Source organism: Leucobacter chromiireducens (assembly GCF_051993095.1).
Taxonomy (GTDB): Bacteria; Actinomycetota; Actinomycetes; order Actinomycetales; family Microbacteriaceae; genus Leucobacter; species Leucobacter chromiireducens.
This window is the reverse complement of sequence record NZ_CP197024.1, coordinates 647,643-664,568: the sequence shown is the minus strand read 5'-3', so window position 1 is coordinate 664,568 and position 16,926 is coordinate 647,643. Positions and strand designations below refer to the sequence as shown.

The 16,926-nt window shown below is 64.0% G+C and carries 10 protein-coding genes and 3 rRNA genes; 1 reads left to right on the top strand and 12 read right to left on the bottom strand.

What is annotated here, in order from left to right:
* Nucleotides 1-9: 9 nt before the first annotated feature.
* The 7 genes from ACR81A_RS02915 to ACR81A_RS02885 all read right to left on the bottom strand — a co-directional run bounded on the left by ACR81A_RS02915 (nucleotide 10) and on the right by ACR81A_RS02885 (nucleotide 6,966).
* Nucleotides 10-1,272, bottom strand: a complete 1,263-nt coding sequence (locus tag ACR81A_RS02915) for an AI-2E family transporter (protein ID WP_440312524.1) — start codon at nucleotides 1,270-1,272, stop codon at nucleotides 10-12.
* Nucleotides 1,273-1,348: 76 nt separating this feature from the next.
* Nucleotides 1,349-3,040 (bottom strand): DNA repair protein RecN, encoded by a 1,692-nt coding sequence (gene recN / locus ACR81A_RS02910; protein ID WP_440312523.1) that lies wholly within the window; start codon nucleotides 3,038-3,040, stop codon nucleotides 1,349-1,351.
* On the bottom strand, nucleotides 3,037-3,963 hold the full coding sequence (locus ACR81A_RS02905) for an NAD kinase (protein WP_440312522.1): 927 nt from the start codon (nucleotides 3,961-3,963) through the stop codon (nucleotides 3,037-3,039). Before ACR81A_RS02905 ends, recN begins: the two co-directional genes overlap by 4 nt.
* Nucleotides 3,947-4,843: a TlyA family RNA methyltransferase gene (locus tag ACR81A_RS02900; RefSeq protein WP_440312521.1), complete on the bottom strand. Its 897-nt coding sequence runs from the start codon at nucleotides 4,841-4,843 to the stop codon at nucleotides 3,947-3,949. The genes ACR81A_RS02905 and ACR81A_RS02900 overlap by 17 nt, the downstream gene beginning before the upstream one ends.
* Nucleotides 4,833-5,015, bottom strand: a complete 183-nt coding sequence (locus ACR81A_RS02895) for a hypothetical protein (RefSeq protein ID WP_202383208.1) — start codon at nucleotides 5,013-5,015, stop codon at nucleotides 4,833-4,835. Before ACR81A_RS02895 ends, ACR81A_RS02900 begins: the two co-directional genes overlap by 11 nt.
* Before the next feature lie 53 nt (nucleotides 5,016-5,068).
* Nucleotides 5,069-6,109 (bottom strand): HAD-IIA family hydrolase, encoded by a 1,041-nt coding sequence (locus tag ACR81A_RS02890; protein WP_440312520.1) that lies wholly within the window; start codon nucleotides 6,107-6,109, stop codon nucleotides 5,069-5,071.
* Entirely contained in the window at nucleotides 6,106-6,966 is an 861-nt protein-coding gene (locus ACR81A_RS02885; protein WP_440312519.1) for a hypothetical protein, read from the bottom strand. The genes ACR81A_RS02890 and ACR81A_RS02885 overlap by 4 nt, the downstream gene beginning before the upstream one ends.
* On the opposite strand from ACR81A_RS02885, the gene ACR81A_RS02880 reads away from it, so the two are divergent.
* A complete protein-coding gene (locus ACR81A_RS02880; RefSeq protein ID WP_440312518.1) occupies nucleotides 6,925-8,145 on the top strand; it encodes a hypothetical protein in 1,221 nt (406 codons plus the stop codon). The genes ACR81A_RS02885 and ACR81A_RS02880 overlap by 42 nt on opposite strands.
* 5 nt (nucleotides 8,146-8,150) lie before the next feature.
* Here ACR81A_RS02880 and rrf read toward each other — a convergent pair.
* The 5 genes from rrf to ACR81A_RS02855 all read right to left on the bottom strand — a co-directional run bounded on the left by rrf (nucleotide 8,151) and on the right by ACR81A_RS02855 (nucleotide 16,803).
* Nucleotides 8,151-8,267 (bottom strand): 5S ribosomal RNA (gene rrf / locus ACR81A_RS02875).
* A 125-nt stretch (nucleotides 8,268-8,392) separates the two neighbouring features.
* Nucleotides 8,393-11,496 (bottom strand): 23S ribosomal RNA (locus tag ACR81A_RS02870).
* A 471-nt stretch (nucleotides 11,497-11,967) separates the two neighbouring features.
* Nucleotides 11,968-13,490 (bottom strand): 16S ribosomal RNA (locus ACR81A_RS02865).
* The 16S, 23S and 5S rRNA genes sit together here, the layout of an rRNA operon.
* A 620-nt stretch (nucleotides 13,491-14,110) precedes the next feature.
* Nucleotides 14,111-15,103, bottom strand: a complete 993-nt coding sequence (locus tag ACR81A_RS02860; RefSeq protein ID WP_440312517.1) for a C-terminal binding protein — start codon at nucleotides 15,101-15,103, stop codon at nucleotides 14,111-14,113.
* Nucleotides 15,100-16,803, bottom strand: coding sequence for a thiamine pyrophosphate-binding protein (locus tag ACR81A_RS02855; RefSeq protein WP_440312516.1), 1,704 nt, complete (start codon nucleotides 16,801-16,803; stop codon nucleotides 15,100-15,102). The genes ACR81A_RS02860 and ACR81A_RS02855 overlap by 4 nt, the downstream gene beginning before the upstream one ends.
* Between the last annotated feature and the right edge of the window lie 123 nt (nucleotides 16,804-16,926).

Below are 16,926 nucleotides of genomic sequence, written 5' to 3'. Positions count from 1 at the left end.
TGTTCTCCCCTAGCGGATCTCCTGCCGCGGGACCCACACCTGCTTGATGATCATCAGCACCATCGCGGTGACCGGGATCGAGATGAGCGCGCCGAGGAGGCCGAGCAGCGTGCCACCGGCGAGCGCGCCGATCACTACGAGTGCACCCGGCACTGACACAACGCGGTTCATGATGCGCGGGGTGAGGAGGTACGACTCGATCTGCATGTAGACGAGGTAGTACGCGGCGGCGATGAGGGCGGTGGTGGGCGAGTTGAAGAGCGCCACAACCGAGACAAGCACGGTGGCCATGACCGAACCGACGAGCGGGATCAGGGCGAGGAAGAACACACCGACTGCGACCAAGCTCGCGAACGGCACGCCAACGATCGACATCATGACGAAGCCCAGCACGGCGTTCACGAACGCGAGCACCACCATGCCGTTGATGTAGCCACCCACCGACTTCGTGACCTGCTCAGTGATGTCCATCACCTTCGCGCGGCCGGAACGCGCGACCAGCGAGTAAAACGCCCGCTTGATGGTGGGCAGGGAGGCGAGGAAGTAGAGCGTGAGGATCAGCACGATGAGTGCTGCAGTGAGACCGTTGGCAATACCGACGCCGGCCTGCCACACCCCACCGGCGACCTGCGCCCAGTTCTCGGGGCGGCTCACCAGATCCTGCCCTGTTTTGAGCAACTCGTCGAAGTCAACAAAGCGCCCGAAACGATCATTAATGTCGATAAACCAGGCCTGCGCGGTGATGTCCTTGAACAGGGTGGGCGCGCTCTTCACGAGCAACGAAATCTGGTTGGCGATCATCGGGATGACGATGCTGAGCAGCGATGCGATCACGACCACGAAGCCGCCGAACACGATGCCGATGCCGAGCCCGCGCTTGATGTTCTTCCGTTCCAGCCAACGCACCACGGGGTCGAGGCCGAGCGCCACGAACAGCGCCGCTACCACGTACATGATGATGGTGGTGAGCTGCTCAACCATGCCCCCGAAGAGCATGGCGACAAGCACGCCGAGCGTCACCGTGAAGCCGAGCTGGAAGGGGCCGCGCACGACGAATTCGCGGGCCGGGCTCTTCGCCCGCTCTTCCTGCGCGTCGAGGGCGGCCTCGCGCGCATCGCGGTACATCTCCCGAGTGTCCGCATCCATCTGTTCGATGTCCGCGTGCTTCACCGCCGGGTGCGAGTCGAGGTAGGCGGCCTTCGCCGCCTCACCCGCCCCAATATCGGGGGTGACCGGGGCAGCCTGCTGCCGTCGTCGGAAGATCTTCGCCATGTGTGGGAGCGTAGCACCCACTGTGGACACTGGGCGGAACCTTCCTGCGTGTGACAGCGCTTCGCGCGAGACGCAGCTAGATTTCCTCGCGCAGAGCGAGCAGTTCCGCGGCGTGTTCGAGCGCGCTCTCGGAGTCGCTGAGCCCGGAGAGGAGGCGCGCCATCTCCGCGAGACGCGCATCGCCGTCGAGGCGCTGGCAGCTCGACTCGGTGAATCCGCCCGCGGAATCCTTCACCACCTGCAGGTGGTTGTTCGCGAACGCCGCCACCTGCGCGAGGTGGGTCACGACGATCACCTGCGAGGTGCGCGCGAGGCGGCCCAGTCGGCGCCCAATCTCGATCGCGGCGGCGCCGCCGACACCCGAGTCGACCTCATCGAACACGAATGTGGGCACGGGGTCGACGCCCGCGAGCACCACCTCAAGCGCGAGCATGACGCGGGAGAGCTCACCACCGGACGCGCTCTTCGAAATCGGCCGCGGCGTAGCGCCGGGGTGCGGGGCAAGGAGCAGTTGCACCTCATCGCCGCCCGCGTTGCCGAGCGCATCGAGCGGCGCAACGGTCACGAGGAACTCGGCGTCGGGCAGCGCGAGCTGCCGCAGTTCGACAGTGACCAGCTCGGACAGCCGTGCTGCGGCCGCCGTGCGGAGCTCGGTGAGCTCCGCTGCAAGCTCGCGCTCGCGTGCGGTGACCGTCTCAAGCTCTGCGGCGAGCTCCTCAATCCGTTCGTCGTCTCCCTCGAGCTCGGTGAGCCGGGTCGCTGCGGTTGACGAGTAGTCGATCACGGCGGCAGCGTCCACGCCGTAGCTGCGGAACAGGCCGTTGAGGGCGGCGAGGCGCTCGTTCGCACGCGCCAGCTCCCCCGGCCCGTCCTGGTCGAGATCATCCACGTACGCGGCGAGCTCGCGCGCCCCATCGGCGATCTGAAAGCTCACGCTGCGCAGCGCGTCGAGTACGGCCGCGAGCCGCGGGTCATGCTCTGCGACCCGCTCCAGCTCGCGCACGGCACCATCCACGAGGCTGCCGGCGTCGCGGCTCATTGGATCGTCGGACTCGGTTGCGAGTGCTTCGTGCGCGGTCGCGGTCGCGGCGCGCAGAGCCTCGGCGTTGCTGAGCAGTTCGATGCGAGCGGTCAGCTCGGCGTCCTCGCCCGGCTGGGGGTCGACGCCGGCGATCTCGTCGAGCTCAGTGCGCAGACGCGCGGCCTCGGCAGCGCGCTCGTCGCGCGCGGCGGTCAGTTCGGCGACCTGCTCGCCGAGCTCGCGCCGGGCTCGATGGGCGTCGCGATAGTTCGTGAGAACCGCTGCCAGCGCGGGCCCACCAAAGCGGTCAAGGGTCTCTCGCTGCGCCACGGTCGAGCGGAGACGCAACTGCTCGGACTGGCCATGCACGGCAAAGAGCCGCTCGGCAAGCCGCCCGAGGCTGCCAACGGGCGCGTTCGCCCCGCCCACACTGGCACGACTGCGCCCTTCAGCACTGACGGTGCGGCTGAGCACCAGCTCGCCATCCTCGATGTCGCCGCCGAGATCGTCGACCTGCTCGGCAACTTCGGGGTCCGCGGTGCGAACCACACCGCTCACACGGGCCTGCGCGGCCCCCGTGCGCACCGCACCCGCGTCGCTGCGCTCGCCCATGAGCAGGCCGAGCGCGCTCACCACCATCGTCTTGCCCGCGCCGGTCTCGCCGGTAATCGCGGTAAAACCGGGGCCGAGCGGCAGGGTCGCATCAGCGATGACCCCAAGATCCCGGATCCGCAGTTCGTCAATCATGCGCGCCCTCCACGTCCGTTGCCCCGCCACCCCGAGACCGGGAGGTGAAACTTCTTCACGAGGCGGTCCGAGAACGGCGCGGTGCTGAGGCGCGCCAGGCGCACCGAGAACGGCGACTGACGCACCCGAACGACCGCACCGGCGGGCAGTTCGGTGCGGCGGCGACCGTCGCACCAGAGCACCCCGGGCCCCACATTCTCGGGCAGGATGCGCACGCTCAGCACCGAGTCGGTGCCGGTGACGAGCGGCCGATCGAAGAGCGCGTGCGCCGCGATGGGCACCATGAGCATGGCCTGCACGCCGGGCCACACGATAGGACCGCCCGCAGAGAACGCATACGCGGTCGAACCCGTGGGGGTCGCCACGACCATGCCGTCGCACGCGAACGAGGAAACGGGCAGGCCGTCGACCCCAATCTCGACCTCAAGCATGCGGCGCCGCTTCTCGACGCTCGCCTCATTAAGCGCCCACGTTTCGGCGATGGACTCCCCGTCCAGGCTCGCGCTCACCTCGAGCGTGAGCCGCTCCTCAACCGTGTAGTCGCGCTTCAGCACGCGGTCGATTGTGGACGCGAGATCGTAGCTTTCCATCTCGGCGAGGAAGCCAACGTGGCCGAGGTTGACGCCCACGATGGGGCACTCGGAACCGCGGAGCAGCTCCGCGGCGCGCAGGATCGTGCCATCGCCGCCCAACACGATCGCCACCTCGAGCTCATCGCGCATGACGCCATCGTCGAGCGTCGCAACACGGGAGACGTCGAGGTGCGGCGCGAACTCCGCGCGGTCCTCGGCGTGGAAGACCGGGGTGACGCCGGCGCCCTGCAGGGCAGCCACCGCCTCAATGGTCGCCGCGATCGCCTCGTCGCGGTGAGTGTGGGAGACGATCAGGATCCGCCGTGCGGCCTCCTCATGCACCGTGGTCATCACGCTCCTTCCGCGGGCCGGCCTCGGCGCGCTCGTTCGGGGCTTCGGGCGCGGTGAGGGCCGCGATCCGCTCCTCCCATTCTGTCGGAAGCGGTTCCGCGCCGCGCGCAAAATGCACCAGGAATTCTCGGTTCCCCGTTCCTCCCGCGATGGGAGAGATTGCGAGCCCGCGTGCGGCGAAGCCACTTGCCTCGGCCGCGCGCAGCACGAGGCGGATCGCCTCGGCCCATTGCTTGGGATCGGTCACCACCCCGTCTTTCACCCGGCCCACTTCAAACTGCGGCTTGATCAGCAGCACGAGCTCCGCGTCGGCGGCGACGGTCCGCGCAACCGCGGGCAGGATCAGCGTGAGCGAGATGAACGAGAGATCGGCCACCACGAGCGTGGGCCGCTCCGCGATGCCCGTGTCTGCCGCAAGGTTCTCGGAGGTGAGTTCTCGCGCGTTGCGCCCCTCGACGAGCCGCACCCGGTCGTCCGCGCGGAGACTCGGCGCGAGCTGGTCGCGGCCCACGTCGATCGCCTGCACGAGCCGTGCGCCGCGCTCAAGGAGCACCTGTGTGAACCCACCGGTCGACGCGCCAAGGTCAAGCGCCAGGGCGCCCTCCGCGGAAATCCCGAATTCGTCGAGACCTGCGATCAGCTTGTGCGCCGCGCGGCCCACGTAGTGGTCGTCGCCAGTCACCGCGACGAGCGCTCCCACGTTCACCTTCACGCCGGGCTTTCGCGCCGGACGGCCGTCGATGCTGACACGCCCCTCGGCGATAAGCTCGCCGGCACGGCTGCGTGAGCGCGCGAGGCCGAGCTCGGGCAGCACGCGGTCAAGCCGCTCCGCGCTGCTCCCCTGCCACGGCGCGGCGCGGCGCTGGTCCTCAGATGTCACCGAGGTCGCCCCGCTGCAGGTCCGTCAGAAGTTCGTCGTGCAGTTGCTCGAAGCGTGCGGCCCGCTCCGGCAGCGGCTGCGCCTCGATCAGCTCCACGCGGCTCAGCAGGCCATCGGTGGGATCGCTCGCGGCCGGCGTGGCCCCGGGCACAGGGGTGTCGGGACTGCTCATATCTCCCAGCCTAGCCCGCACTCCGGACATCGTCCGGGATCCCAATCTGTGGGTTACCGCCAGTGATCCGCGTACAGCGCCTCAGGCACCTTCAGACCGTAGATCGCCAGGCCAGAGTTCCAGATCGCCGCGCAGCCGGCACGCAACAGGTTGATCTGCGAGTCGCCCTCCGCATCGATGCGCACAATGTGACCATCCATACCTACGCGCGCGGTGCCCACCTGCATCGAGCCGTCCTTCAACTGCACCGTGCTGGGGTACGGCTCATGCAGCTCCGCGAGGCTTGCCACGATGAAGTCGGGGTGCATGTCCCGGGAAGCCGCCACGAGCTGCTTCGGCCGGTCCACGCCCGTGAGCACGTGCACGGACGGGATCCCCGCGGCGCGGGCGCCCTTCATGTCTGTGTCGAGTCGGTCGCCAACCATCAGCGCATTGCGGGTGCCGAATCGCGAGAACGCTGTCTCGAAAATCGGTGTCTCCGGCTTGCCTGCAAACACCGGGAGGCGCGCCACCGCGGTGTGCACTGCAGACACGAGCGTGCCGTTGCCGGGTGCAAGCCCGCGGGCGACGGGAATAGTCCAGTCCGTGTTCGTTGCGATCCAGGGCAGCTGTTCACCGTTCGGGCCCTCCGCGAGTGCGAAGGCGGCCTCGGCGAGCTCCGTCCAGCCCACCTCCGGCGCAAAGCCCTGCAGCACTGCGGCGGGGTTGTCGTCCGCGCTGCGGGTCACGATGTAGCCGGCCTTCGTGAGCTCGTCGGTCAGGCCTTCGCCGCCGATCACGAGGATTGTGGCGCCCGGGGCGATCGTCTCTCGCAGGAGCGTGACGGCGGCCTGCGGGGACGTCACCACCTCGTTCGGCTGAGCGTTCAGGCCGAGATCACGCAGGTGCGCGGCGACCGCGTGGTCGGTGCGCGATGCATTGTTGGTGATGTAGCCGAGCGGCATGCGTTCGGCGGCACGATTCAACTCCGAAACCGCGCCCGGGATCGCGCCCGGGCCGCGGTAGACCACGCCGTCAAGGTCGGCGAGCAACAGGTCGCGACCCTCGATCGGCGCCGGACCCATCGGCGTCCGACGCCGACCAAACAGGCTCACTGTGCGCTCTCCTCCGATGCGTCTTCATCGCCGCCGGTGATGCCGGCTTCGGCCAACAGCTCATCAACCTCGGCCTCGATGGCGTCCGCAAACGACATCTGGTCTTCGGGCGCGGCCGGTGCATCGTCGGCTGCCGGGGCATCGTCAGCTGCCGGAACTTCGTCAGCGTTGGCCGCGGCGTCCGCAACCTCGGTGTCGGCAGACTCGGTGTCGGCGGGCTCCGCCTCGGCGGGCTCCGCCTCGGGCTCCGGGGACACCGTGTTCTGAGCCTCAGCGTCGTACTCCGGCTCGGGCTCCTCCTCAAGAATCTCGAAGACCTCGAGCTCGTCGCGTCCACCGTGGTGATGCTCGAGCGCCGCCGCGGCACGGTCCGCGTTCGCCAGCCACTGCTTCGCCTCAGACGTGCGCCCAAGATCCTCGAGCACCGCCGCGTACGCCGCAAAGAGATCGGGGCTCCAGGAGAAGCCCTTCTTCGGGTTCAGCTCGGGGATCTCGAGCTCGAAGAGCGCCTGCTGGGTCTGGCCCAGATCGAGGCGGGCACCCGACATCGCGATCGCGAGAAGCACGCGCTCCTCCGTCTCAAGCGTGCTCGTGTCGACCTCAAGGCCCGTCTCGATCGCCTTCTCCGGGCGACCGAGACCGCGCTCGCAGTCGACCATGAGCGCCACATGCTCCACGCGGCCGCTCAAACGGCGGTGCGTGCGAAGCTCGCGCAAGGCGAGGGCGAAGTCGCCCGTACGGTACGCGGTGATCGCGAGCGTCTCGCGCGCCACCGGAATGCGCCCCGCGCGACGGCTTGCCGAGAGGGCATGCTGGTGTGCGAGCTCAGGGTCATCGTCGATGAGGAAGGCGACCATCGCAAGGTGGCGTGCGACGCGATCCTGCAGATCAACCTGAAGGGTCTTCAGCTCGTTGCGAGCCGCCGGGTGCAGGTCCTTCGCGCTGACCTCGTCCGGAAGGATCGGATCGTCGTGCTCCGCGCGGACGGGACGCAGCTCGTGCTGCAGACGCTCGGCCTCGGTGTACTCACGACCCTGGCCGCCGCGGTCACTCCGGCCGCCGCCACGGGTGCCACCACGACCGTACGTCTCGCGCGGTCCCTGGCCACGACCACCGCTATCACGACCACCGTCGCGGCCGCCCTCGCGGCGGGGCCCACGATCGTCGCGATCGCCGCGGTAGGGGCGACGCTCGTCGCGCTGGCCGCCATCACGGTAACCACCCTCGCGACGCTGACCACCATCACGGTAACCGCCCTCACGCTGGCCGCCCTCACGGCGGGGTCCACGATCGTCGCGATCACCGCGGTAGGGGCGACGCTCATCGCGCTGCCCACCATCACGGTAACCGCCCTCGCGCTGGCCGCCCTCACGGCGGGGCCCGCGGTCGTCGCGATCACCGCGGTAGGGGCGACGCTCATCGCGCTGCCCGCCATCACGGTAGCCACCCTCGCGACGCTGCCCACCGCCACGGTAGCCACCCTCGCGCTGGCCGCCCTCACGGCGGGGCGCACGGTCGTCGCGGTCGCCACGGAACGGACGATCGGAGCGGTAACCATCACGCTGGGGGCGCTGACCATCGCGCTGCGGCCGCTGGCCACCACGGTCGTCACGGTCACCGCGGTACGGGCGACGCTCATCGCGCTGACCACCGTCACGGTAACCACCCTCACGGCGCTGACCACCGTCACGGTAACCGCCCTCACGCTGACCGCCCTCGCGGCGGGGTCCACGATCGTCACGATCGCCACGGTATCCGCCGCTGCGGCCCTGACCACCGTCGCGACGCTCGAAGCGCCCGCCGGAGTCGTCGCGGCGGGAGCGAGGCCCGTCGTTGCGGTCACCGCGGTACGGCGAGCCCTCGCGACGCTGCCGGGGTGCACCGTCGTCCGGGCGCTCTCGTCGGTCCCGATCGTTCATGTGCTACCTCCAGGTGCGCGCTATTCGCAAAAACTCTATACAACAAAAAAAGGGGGTCGTATTCGTGGAACGAGTCACCATCACTGGTGCTTCTTCCTCGAATACGACCCCCTATAAAAGGTGTCCGGCGGTGTCCTACTCTCCCACACCCTCCCGAGTGCAGTACCATCGGCGCAGTCAGCCTTAGCTTCCGGGTTCGGAATGTAACCGGGCGTTTCCCTGACGCTATAACCGCCGTAACTCTATCAACATATCAACCACACCCACCCCACAAGGGTGTTGTGTGTGGCCGTCCGTTGGGAACCACAAAGTGGACGCGAAACATCGTTACATCTGAAAACCTATGCCCACCCAAAAGGTGGTGGAAATCAAGTCATCGGCTTATTAGTACCAGTCAGCTCCACCCGTTACCGAGCTTCCACATCTGGCCTATCAACCCAGTCATCTACTGGGAGCCTCACACACTCAAAGTGTACGGAGATCTCATCTCGAGGCCGGCTTCCCGCTTAGATGCTTTCAGCGGTTATCCATCCCGAACGTAGCCAACCAGCCATGCCCTTGGCAGAACAACTGGCACACCAGAGGTCCGTCCAACCCGGTCCTCTCGTACTAGGGTCAGATCCTCTCAAATCTCCAACGCGCGCAGAGGATAGGGACCGAACTGTCTCACGACGTTCTAAACCCAGCTCGCGTACCGCTTTAATGGGCGAACAGCCCAACCCTTGGGACCAACTCCAGCCCCAGGATGCGACGAGCCGACATCGAGGTGCCAAACCATGCCGTCGATATGGACTCTTGGGCAAGATCAGCCTGTTATCCCCGAGGTACCTTTTATCCGTTGAGCGACAGCGCTTCCACAAGCCACTGCCGGATCACTAGTCCCGACTTTCGTCCCTGCTCGACCTGTCAGTCTCACAGTCAAGCTCCCTTGTGCACTTACACTCGCCACCTGATTGCCAACCAGGTTGAGGGAACCTTTGGGCGCCTCCGTTACATTTTGGGAGGCAACCGCCCCAGTTAAACTACCCACCAGGCACTGTCCTAAAACCCGATCAGGGTTCGTAGTTAGATATCCAATATGACCAGAGTGGTATTTCAACAACGACTCCACCAACACTAGCGTGCCAGCTTCACAGTCTCCCACCTATCCTACACAAGCCACACCGAACACCAATACCAAGCTGTAGTAAAGGTCACGGGGTCTTTCCGTCCTTCTGCGCGTAACGAGCATCTTTACTCGTACTGCAATTTCGCCGAGTTCACGGTGGAGACAGCTGGGGAATCGTTACGCCATTCGTGCAGGTCGGAACTTACCCGACAAGGAATTTCGCTACCTTAGGATGGTTATAGTTACCACCGCCGTTTACTGGGGCTTAAATTCAAAGCTTCGACCCAAAAGTCTAACCTCTCCTCTTAACCTTCCAGCACCGGGCAGGCGTCAGTCCGTATACGTCCACTTGCGTGTTGGCACGGACCTGTGTTTTTAGTAAACAGTCGTTCCCCACTGGTCTCTGCGGCCACCACACCCTTTCCGGAGTAAATCCGTATAAGTGGATGGCCCCCCTTCTCCCGAAGTTACGGGGGCATTTTGCCGAGTTCCTTCACCATGATTATCTCGATCTCCTGAGTATTCTCTACCTGACCACCTGAGTCGGTTTGGGGTACGGGCAACAGCAAACCTCACGTCGATGCTTTTCTCGGCAGCATAGGATCACCTGCTTCCCCAAACGGGTCCGCATCGTATCTCACCCAAAGCCGAAAACTATTAATAAACGACGGGCTACATACTTACACCGGGACAACCATCGCCCGGCACAGGCTACCTTCCTGCGTCACACCTCACGCTCACCACCCCAGTTCGGGTTCGCAGCCGCCACCGAACATCACCCGAAGGATCCATCCAGCTTTGGATTGCTTAGCACTACTAGTTAGGTCTTTGACGGTTTACCGCCGGTACGGGAATATCAACCCGTTGTCCATCGACTACGCCTGTCGGCCTCGCCTTAGGTCCCGACTTACCCAGGGCAGATTAGCTTGACCCTGGAACCCTTGGTCTTCCGGAGGACGGGTTTCTCACCCGTCTTTCGCTACTCATGCCTGCATTCTCACTCGTGTGGCATCCACGACTGGTTCACACCGCCGCTTCACTCGCCACACGACGCTCTCCTACCCATCCATACGGCTGGACCACGAAGGCCTACCTGTTATATGAATGCCACAACTTCGGTGGCGTGCTTGAGCCCCGTTACATTGTCGGCGCGGAATCACTTGACCAGTGAGCTATTACGCACTCTTTCAAGGGTGGCTGCTTCTAAGCCAACCTCCTGGTTGTCACAGCAACTCCACATCCTTTTCCACTTAGCACGCGCTTTGGGACCTTAGTTGGTGATCTGGGTTGTTTCCCTCTCGACTATGAAGCTTATCCCCCACAGTCTCACTGCTGCGCTCTCACTTACCGGCATTCGGAGTTTAGCTGACGTCAGTAACCTTGTAGGGCCCATCGGCCATCCAGTAGCTCTACCTCCGGCAAGAAACACGCAACGCTGCACCTAAATGCATTTCGGAGAGAACCAGCTATCACGAAGTTTGATTGGCCTTTCACCCCTATCCACAGCTCATCCCCTCAGTTTTCAACCTAAGTGGGTTCGGTCCTCCACGCGCTCTTACACACGCTTCAACCTGGCCATGGATAGATCACTTCGCTTCGGGTCTAGGACACGCGACTGAATCGCCCTATTCAGACTCGCTTTCGCTACGGCTTCCCCACACGGGTTAACCTCGCCACATATCGCTAACTCGCAGGCTCATTCTTCAAAAGGCACGCAGTCACACCAACAAAGGGTGCTCCTACGGATTGTAAGCAAACGGTTTCAGGTACTATTTCACTCCCCTCCCGGGGTACTTTTCACCTTTCCCTCACGGTACTAGTCCGCTATCGGTCATCTGGGAGTATTTAGGCTTATCAGGTGGTCCTGACAGATTCACACGGGATTTCTCGGGCCCCGTGCTACTTGGGATACACACCACGCGGTAAAACCATTTCGGATACGGGACTCTCACCCACTCCGGTCCGCCGTTCCAAGCGGTTCTCCTATAGCTTCACTCTCACGTTCGAGACTCAGCAGCGTCTCACGGCATGTCCCGCAACCCCGACCATGCAACCCCTGCCAGGTATCACACATGATCGGTTTAGCCTCATCCGGGTTCGCTCGCCACTACTACCGGAATCACTGTTGTTTTCTCTTCCTGTGGGTACTGAGATGTTTCACTTCCCCACGTTCCCTCTACCCGCCCTATATATTCAGGCGGGAGTCACCAGGTCAGCAAGCCGCCTGGCGGGGTTTCCCCATTCGGAAATCCTCGAATCACAGCCCGTTTATCGGCTCCCCGAGGCTTATCGCAGATTACTACGTCCTTCTTCGGCTCCAGATGCCAAGGCATCCACCGTTTGCTCTTAGAAACTTGAAATCACATAAGTATTCAGAAACACACACCCACCCAAAAAGATGAGCATGTGACCAATGAAATTACATTAAGAATCAGTAACACCACCAACACAAAACACACCCCCAAAAGGATACGAATCATGCGTGGCATCACTAGATGCTCGCGTCCACTGTGTAGTTCTCAACGTACGGTCGATCCCACAATCATGAGCAACACGTCCCATAACCGCAGGTCAGAAAACCAAGTCCACCCACCCCCAAAGAGGCAGATCGGCTGGTCTTCCAGGACCCAATAGTATGCACCAGAGAAACACCAACTCACACACCCACACGTTCCAACAACCCTGTCCACGAGGAACAACGCTGCGTACTAGCACAGGCGAGCAAATCAATGCTTGCATTGTCAAATGTTCCACCCATGAGCGGTTGCGCATCACACGTGTGGTGATGATCGCACCATTCTGCAACAACAATGTTGTTGAGTGCTCCTTAGAAAGGAGGTGATCCAGCCGCACCTTCCGGTACGGCTACCTTGTTACGACTTAGTCCTAATCACCAGTCCCACCTTCGACAGCTCCCTCCACAAGGGTTAGGCCACCGGCTTCGGGTGTTACCGACTTTCATGACTTGACGGGCGGTGTGTACAAGGCCCGGGAACGTATTCACCGCAGCGTTGCTGATCTGCGATTACTAGCGACTCCGACTTCATGGGGTCGAGTTGCAGACCCCAATCCGAACTGAGACCGACTTTTTGGGATTCGCTCCACCTCGCGGTATCGCAGCCCTTTGTATCGGCCATTGTAGCATGCGTGAAGCCCAAGACATAAGGGGCATGATGATTTGACGTCATCCCCACCTTCCTCCGTGTTGACCACGGCAGTATCCCATGAGTTCCCACCATAACGTGCTGGCAACATAGGACGAGGGTTGCGCTCGTTGCCGGACTTAACCGAACATCTCACGACACGAGCTGACGACAACCATGCACCACCTGTATAGAAGTGTCCAAAGAGTTCTGTATCTCTACAGCGTTCTTCTATATGTCAAGCCTTGGTAAGGTTCTTCGCGTTGCATCGAATTAATCCGCATGCTCCGCCGCTTGTGCGGGCCCCCGTCAATTCCTTTGAGTTTTAGCCTTGCGGCCGTACTCCCCAGGCGGGGAACTTAATGCGTTAGCTACGACACAGAACCCGTGGAACAGGCCCTACATCTAGTTCCCAACGTTTACGGCATGGACTACCAGGGTATCTAATCCTGTTCGCTCCCCATGCTTTCGCTCCTCAGCGTCAGTTACGGCCCAGAGATCTGCCTTCGCCATCGGTGTTCCTCCTGATATCTGCGCATTCCACCGCTACACCAGGAATTCCAATCTCCCCTACCGCACTCTAGCCTGCCCGTACCCACTGCAGGCCCGAGGTTGAGCCTCGGGTTTTCACAGCAGACGCGACAAGCCGCCTACGAGCTCTTTACGCCCAATAATTCCGGACAACGCTTGCACCCTACGTATTACCGCGGCTGCTGGCACGTAGTTAGCCGGTGCTTTTTCTGCAGGTACCGTCACTTTCGCTTCTTCCCTACTAAAAGAGGTTTACAACCCGAAGGCCGTCATCCCTCACGCGGCGTTGCTGCATCAGGCTTGCGCCCATTGTGCAATATTCCCCACTGCTGCCTCCCGTAGGAGTCTGGGCCGTGTCTCAGTCCCAGTGTGGCCGGTCACCCTCTCAGGCCGGCTACCCGTCGTCGCCTTGGTGAGCCACTACCTCACCAACAAGCTGATAGGCCGCGAGCCCATCCTTCACCGATAAATCTTTCCCACAACAGACCATGCGGCCATTGTGCATATCCAGTATTAGACACCGTTTCCAGTGCTTATCCCAGAGTGAAGGGCAGGTTGCTCACGTGTTACTCACCCGTTCGCCACTCTTCCACCCAGCAAGCTGGGCTTCATCGTTCGACTTGCATGTGTTAAGCACGCCGCCAGCGTTCGTCCTGAGCCAGGATCAAACTCTCCGTAAAAAATTACATGCACCCTGGTAAGCGGAATAAGCCACCACGATGCGAGTTCAACCTGACAAAACGAACATCATTACTGACGTTCATATAATTTGTCCAAAAGGAATCGCCATCAACCAAACCCAAAAGGGCTTAGCGACGGGATAAATAATTGGCATTTGACAATCAAGTGCACACTATTGAGTTCTCAAAGACCAGACACCACCCGTAGAATCCCCCGAAGGAACCCTTCCGAACAGCAACTGTGCCCCAGGCAAACACCCAACCGGGCATTCGCTGCGCATTCATATAGACCGGACCGCTTCGCTTCTGCTTAGCTGCCCGGCTGCGTTGCGCTGACAAAGGAATAGATTACGCAGAATCTCCCCCTCCCGCAAACCACCTCTCGTTCTCGGGCGTGTCTCCGCATGATTCCGCGGATCTTGTCATTTCACGCCCGCTCCCCCGCCTCTCCCACCTCCTGTCGAGGAGCGATGAAACCGGCCCGAAACCCCTCGTTTGCTTCCCGTTTCCACATTTCCCGGGCGCGGCGTGGACATGACATCGCGCTTCGACCGAGAAGCACGGAACGGGCCGGGGCTTCACACGTGTGAAGCCCCGGCCCGTTCCGTTGGTCGCTGAGGTTACTCCGGGAGCATCGGGGCGCGTTCCGCACCCCGGACGACCGCTCGCTCGAGTCGGCCAGCACGCAGCCACTCGAGAACGTTGCGCGCGGGATCAAGCGTGTAGTGCTCGAGCGATCCCGCGGAGAGGAAGGCAACGTGCGGGGTAACCAGCACACGCGGGTCAGTTCGGTACGGATCGTCTTGAACGGGCGGCTCTCCAAGCAGCACGTCGAGACCAGCGCCACGGAGCGCACCGGAATCGAGCGCGTCCCGGAGGGCCATAGGGTCGACGAGCTCACCACGCGACACATTGATCAGCGTCGCCCCCGACCGCATCGAGGAGATGGCGGCGGCGTCAATCGTGCCCGCGGTCTCGGGCGTCAGCGGAAGATGCAGGGAGAGAATGTCGGACTCCGCGATCAGCGTCTCCCGGTCGACCAGTTCAACCCCGTGGGCTGCCGTGGTAACGAAGGGGTCGTGCGCGATAACGCGACCAAACACCGGCGACGCGATCTGCGCAAGCCGCTGTGCAATCCGGCCGAAGCCAAAGAGCCCGAGGGTCAGGGTGCTGAGTCGGCGCGGCACCGCGGTGACCTCCTCGGTCCAACCGCCCGCCGCGGTGACCGCGAGGCTGCCGCGGAGCTCGCGCTCACTCGCGAGCGCGAGGGTGAGCGCGTGGGCGGCAACCTCTTCGGTCGCGGCATCCGTGAGGTTGACGATCCAAATCCCGCGTGCCTCGGCGGCCGCGCGATCGATCATGTCGAAGCCCGCGCTCATCGTTGCGATGCATGCGACGTTCGGAAGGCGCTCGAGCAGCGCCTCATCGATGCGCGCGTAACCGACAACGAGCGCAACGGCGGCTTCCGCGCCGGCGGGCAGCTCTTGCGCTTCCCCCACACGGGACGGAAGCGATGCGAGCACGGTGTCGCAACCCGCGGCCTCGAGGAGCGCGCGGCCGGGCGCGGGATCAAGATCAGTCTGGTCAGTAAAGAGGACAAGCGGCCGGGTCATGCTGCGTCTCCATTCAGACGGTCGAGGTGGGTTGGCGCGAAGAGTTCGAGCAGCGCGGAGAGTACGATGACGCGAGGCTTGCCAGCCTCGAGCGCGCGGGCGACCACCGCGGGTGCGTCCTCGAGCGTGGTCTCCTCCGCCGCGATCCCGAACGACTCGGCGAGCGCAACATAGTTCGGCCGAGCGAGCTCGGTCGCGGTTGCCGCACCGAATGCGCCCTCCATGTACTCGCGAAGCACGCCGTAGCCCCCATCGTCGACGATGAGCCAGACAACAGGCAGGTCGTGCTGCGCCGCGACTGCGAGCTCAGCGATGCCGTAGAGCGCGCCACCGTCACCGGAGACCGCGAGCACCGCGCCGGTCTCGCCCTGCACGCGGCGACCGAACGCCGCACCGAGCGCTGCGGGGAAGCCGTAGCCCAGGCCACCGGCACCCTGCGCTGAGGCGAACTCCACGCCGCGCGCATCCCAAGCGGACCACGCCCAGTAGGCGAGGATCGTCATGTCCCAGTACACGCGGGTATCCGCAGGAACCGCCTCACGGAGGCCACGCACGAGTGCGAGCTCCGCCTCGCGGCCCTGTCCCTCCACGCGATCGCGCACGGTGGTGAGCAGCTGTGAGATCTGCGCGGCGGCGTCAGCGCGGCGTGCTTCCGTCGAGCTGCGCCCGAGCCCCGCGAGCGCGGTGTCGAGCCCGGCAAGCGCGAGCTTCGCATCGGCGTGAATGCCGATCCCGATGTGATTCGAGCCGATCTTGCCGAGGTCTGCTTCGATCTGGATCACCCGGCCGTGCGGGCGGAAGGTGTGGTAGTTGCTCGAGAGCTCGCCCACGCCGCTGCCCACAATGAGCAGCACATCGGCGTCTTCAAGAAACTCGGTCGTGGCGATGTCTTCAATCCAGCCCTGCGCGGAGAGCGGGTGCGTCCACGGCAGCGCCGTCTTGCCGCTGAACGTGGTCACGACGGGGGCATCGAGTCGCTCGGCGAGCGCCGCGAGCTCGGCCTGCGCGCCCGCGCGCACCACGCCGCCGCCCGCGAAGATCACCGGCCGCACGGCACCCGCGAGTGCGGCCGCTGCGAAGTCGATCGTCTCAGCGATGGGAGCGAGCGGGGCCGGGGTGCCAGCGAGCGTGGCGCCCTCGAGTGCGGGCACGAGCGCATCGGCCGGGGCGAGCAGGATGTCCTGCGGCACCTCGACGAGCACGGGGCCCTGCGGCGCGGCGGCAGCGATGCGCCACGCCTCGGCCATCGCGGTGGGGATCTGGGCCATCGTGCGCACGGTCACCACGTGCTTCACCACGCCGCGGAACGAGTCCGACTGCTGCGGCAGTTCGTGCAGGTAACCGTGGCGACCGCCCCCGAGCCCCGCGACGGGGATCTGCGCGCTGAGCGCGAGCACGGGGATCGAGGAGGCGGCAGCCTCCTGCAGCGCGGCGAGCGAGGTGAGCGCACCGGGGCCGGTCGAGAGCAGCAGGGGTGCCACCTCTCCGGTGACGCGAGCGAGGCCATCGGCCATGAAGCCCGCGTTGTTCTCGACGCGTGCGGACAGGTACGCAAGATCCGAGCGCCGCAGCGCGTCGAAGAGCCCGAGCGCGTGCTGGCCGGGCAGACCGACAACGCCGCGAGCGCCGAGCGCGACGAGCGTCTCAAGAACGACGTCGCCGCCGATCCGCTGTCCGGTATCTGTTGAGTGCGTGGTCATGATTCCTCCTGGAAAAGAAGTGGGACGTGACTGGCACTCGGTTCGGATGTGGATCCGGCACCGCGGGCGTGCCCTCCGCGGTGCCGGATTGCGCAGCCGAAGCTGCGCAGGCTGTCAGGCGTT

Bases quoted from the DNA above. Each gene is read 5' to 3' on its own strand.
- ACR81A_RS02915 (WP_440312524.1), bottom strand. From the start codon at position 1,272: ATGGCGAAGATCTTCCGACGACGGCAGCAGGCTGCCCCGGTCACCCCC.
- recN (WP_440312523.1), bottom strand. From the start codon at position 3,040: ATGATTGACGAACTGCGGATCCGGGATCTTGGGGTCATCGCTGATGCG.
- ACR81A_RS02905 (WP_440312522.1), bottom strand. From the start codon at position 3,963: ATGACCACGGTGCATGAGGAGGCCGCACGGCGGATCCTGATCGTCTCC.
- ACR81A_RS02895 (WP_202383208.1), bottom strand. From the start codon at position 5,015: ATGAGCAGTCCCGACACCCCTGTGCCCGGGGCCACGCCGGCCGCGAGC.
- ACR81A_RS02885 (WP_440312519.1), bottom strand. From the start codon at position 6,966: ATGGTCGCCTTCCTCATCGACGATGACCCTGAGCTCGCACACCAGCAT.
- ACR81A_RS02860 (WP_440312517.1), bottom strand. From the start codon at position 15,103: ATGACCCGGCCGCTTGTCCTCTTTACTGACCAGACTGATCTTGATCCC.
- ACR81A_RS02855 (WP_440312516.1), bottom strand. From the start codon at position 16,803: ATGACCACGCACTCAACAGATACCGGACAGCGGATCGGCGGCGACGTC.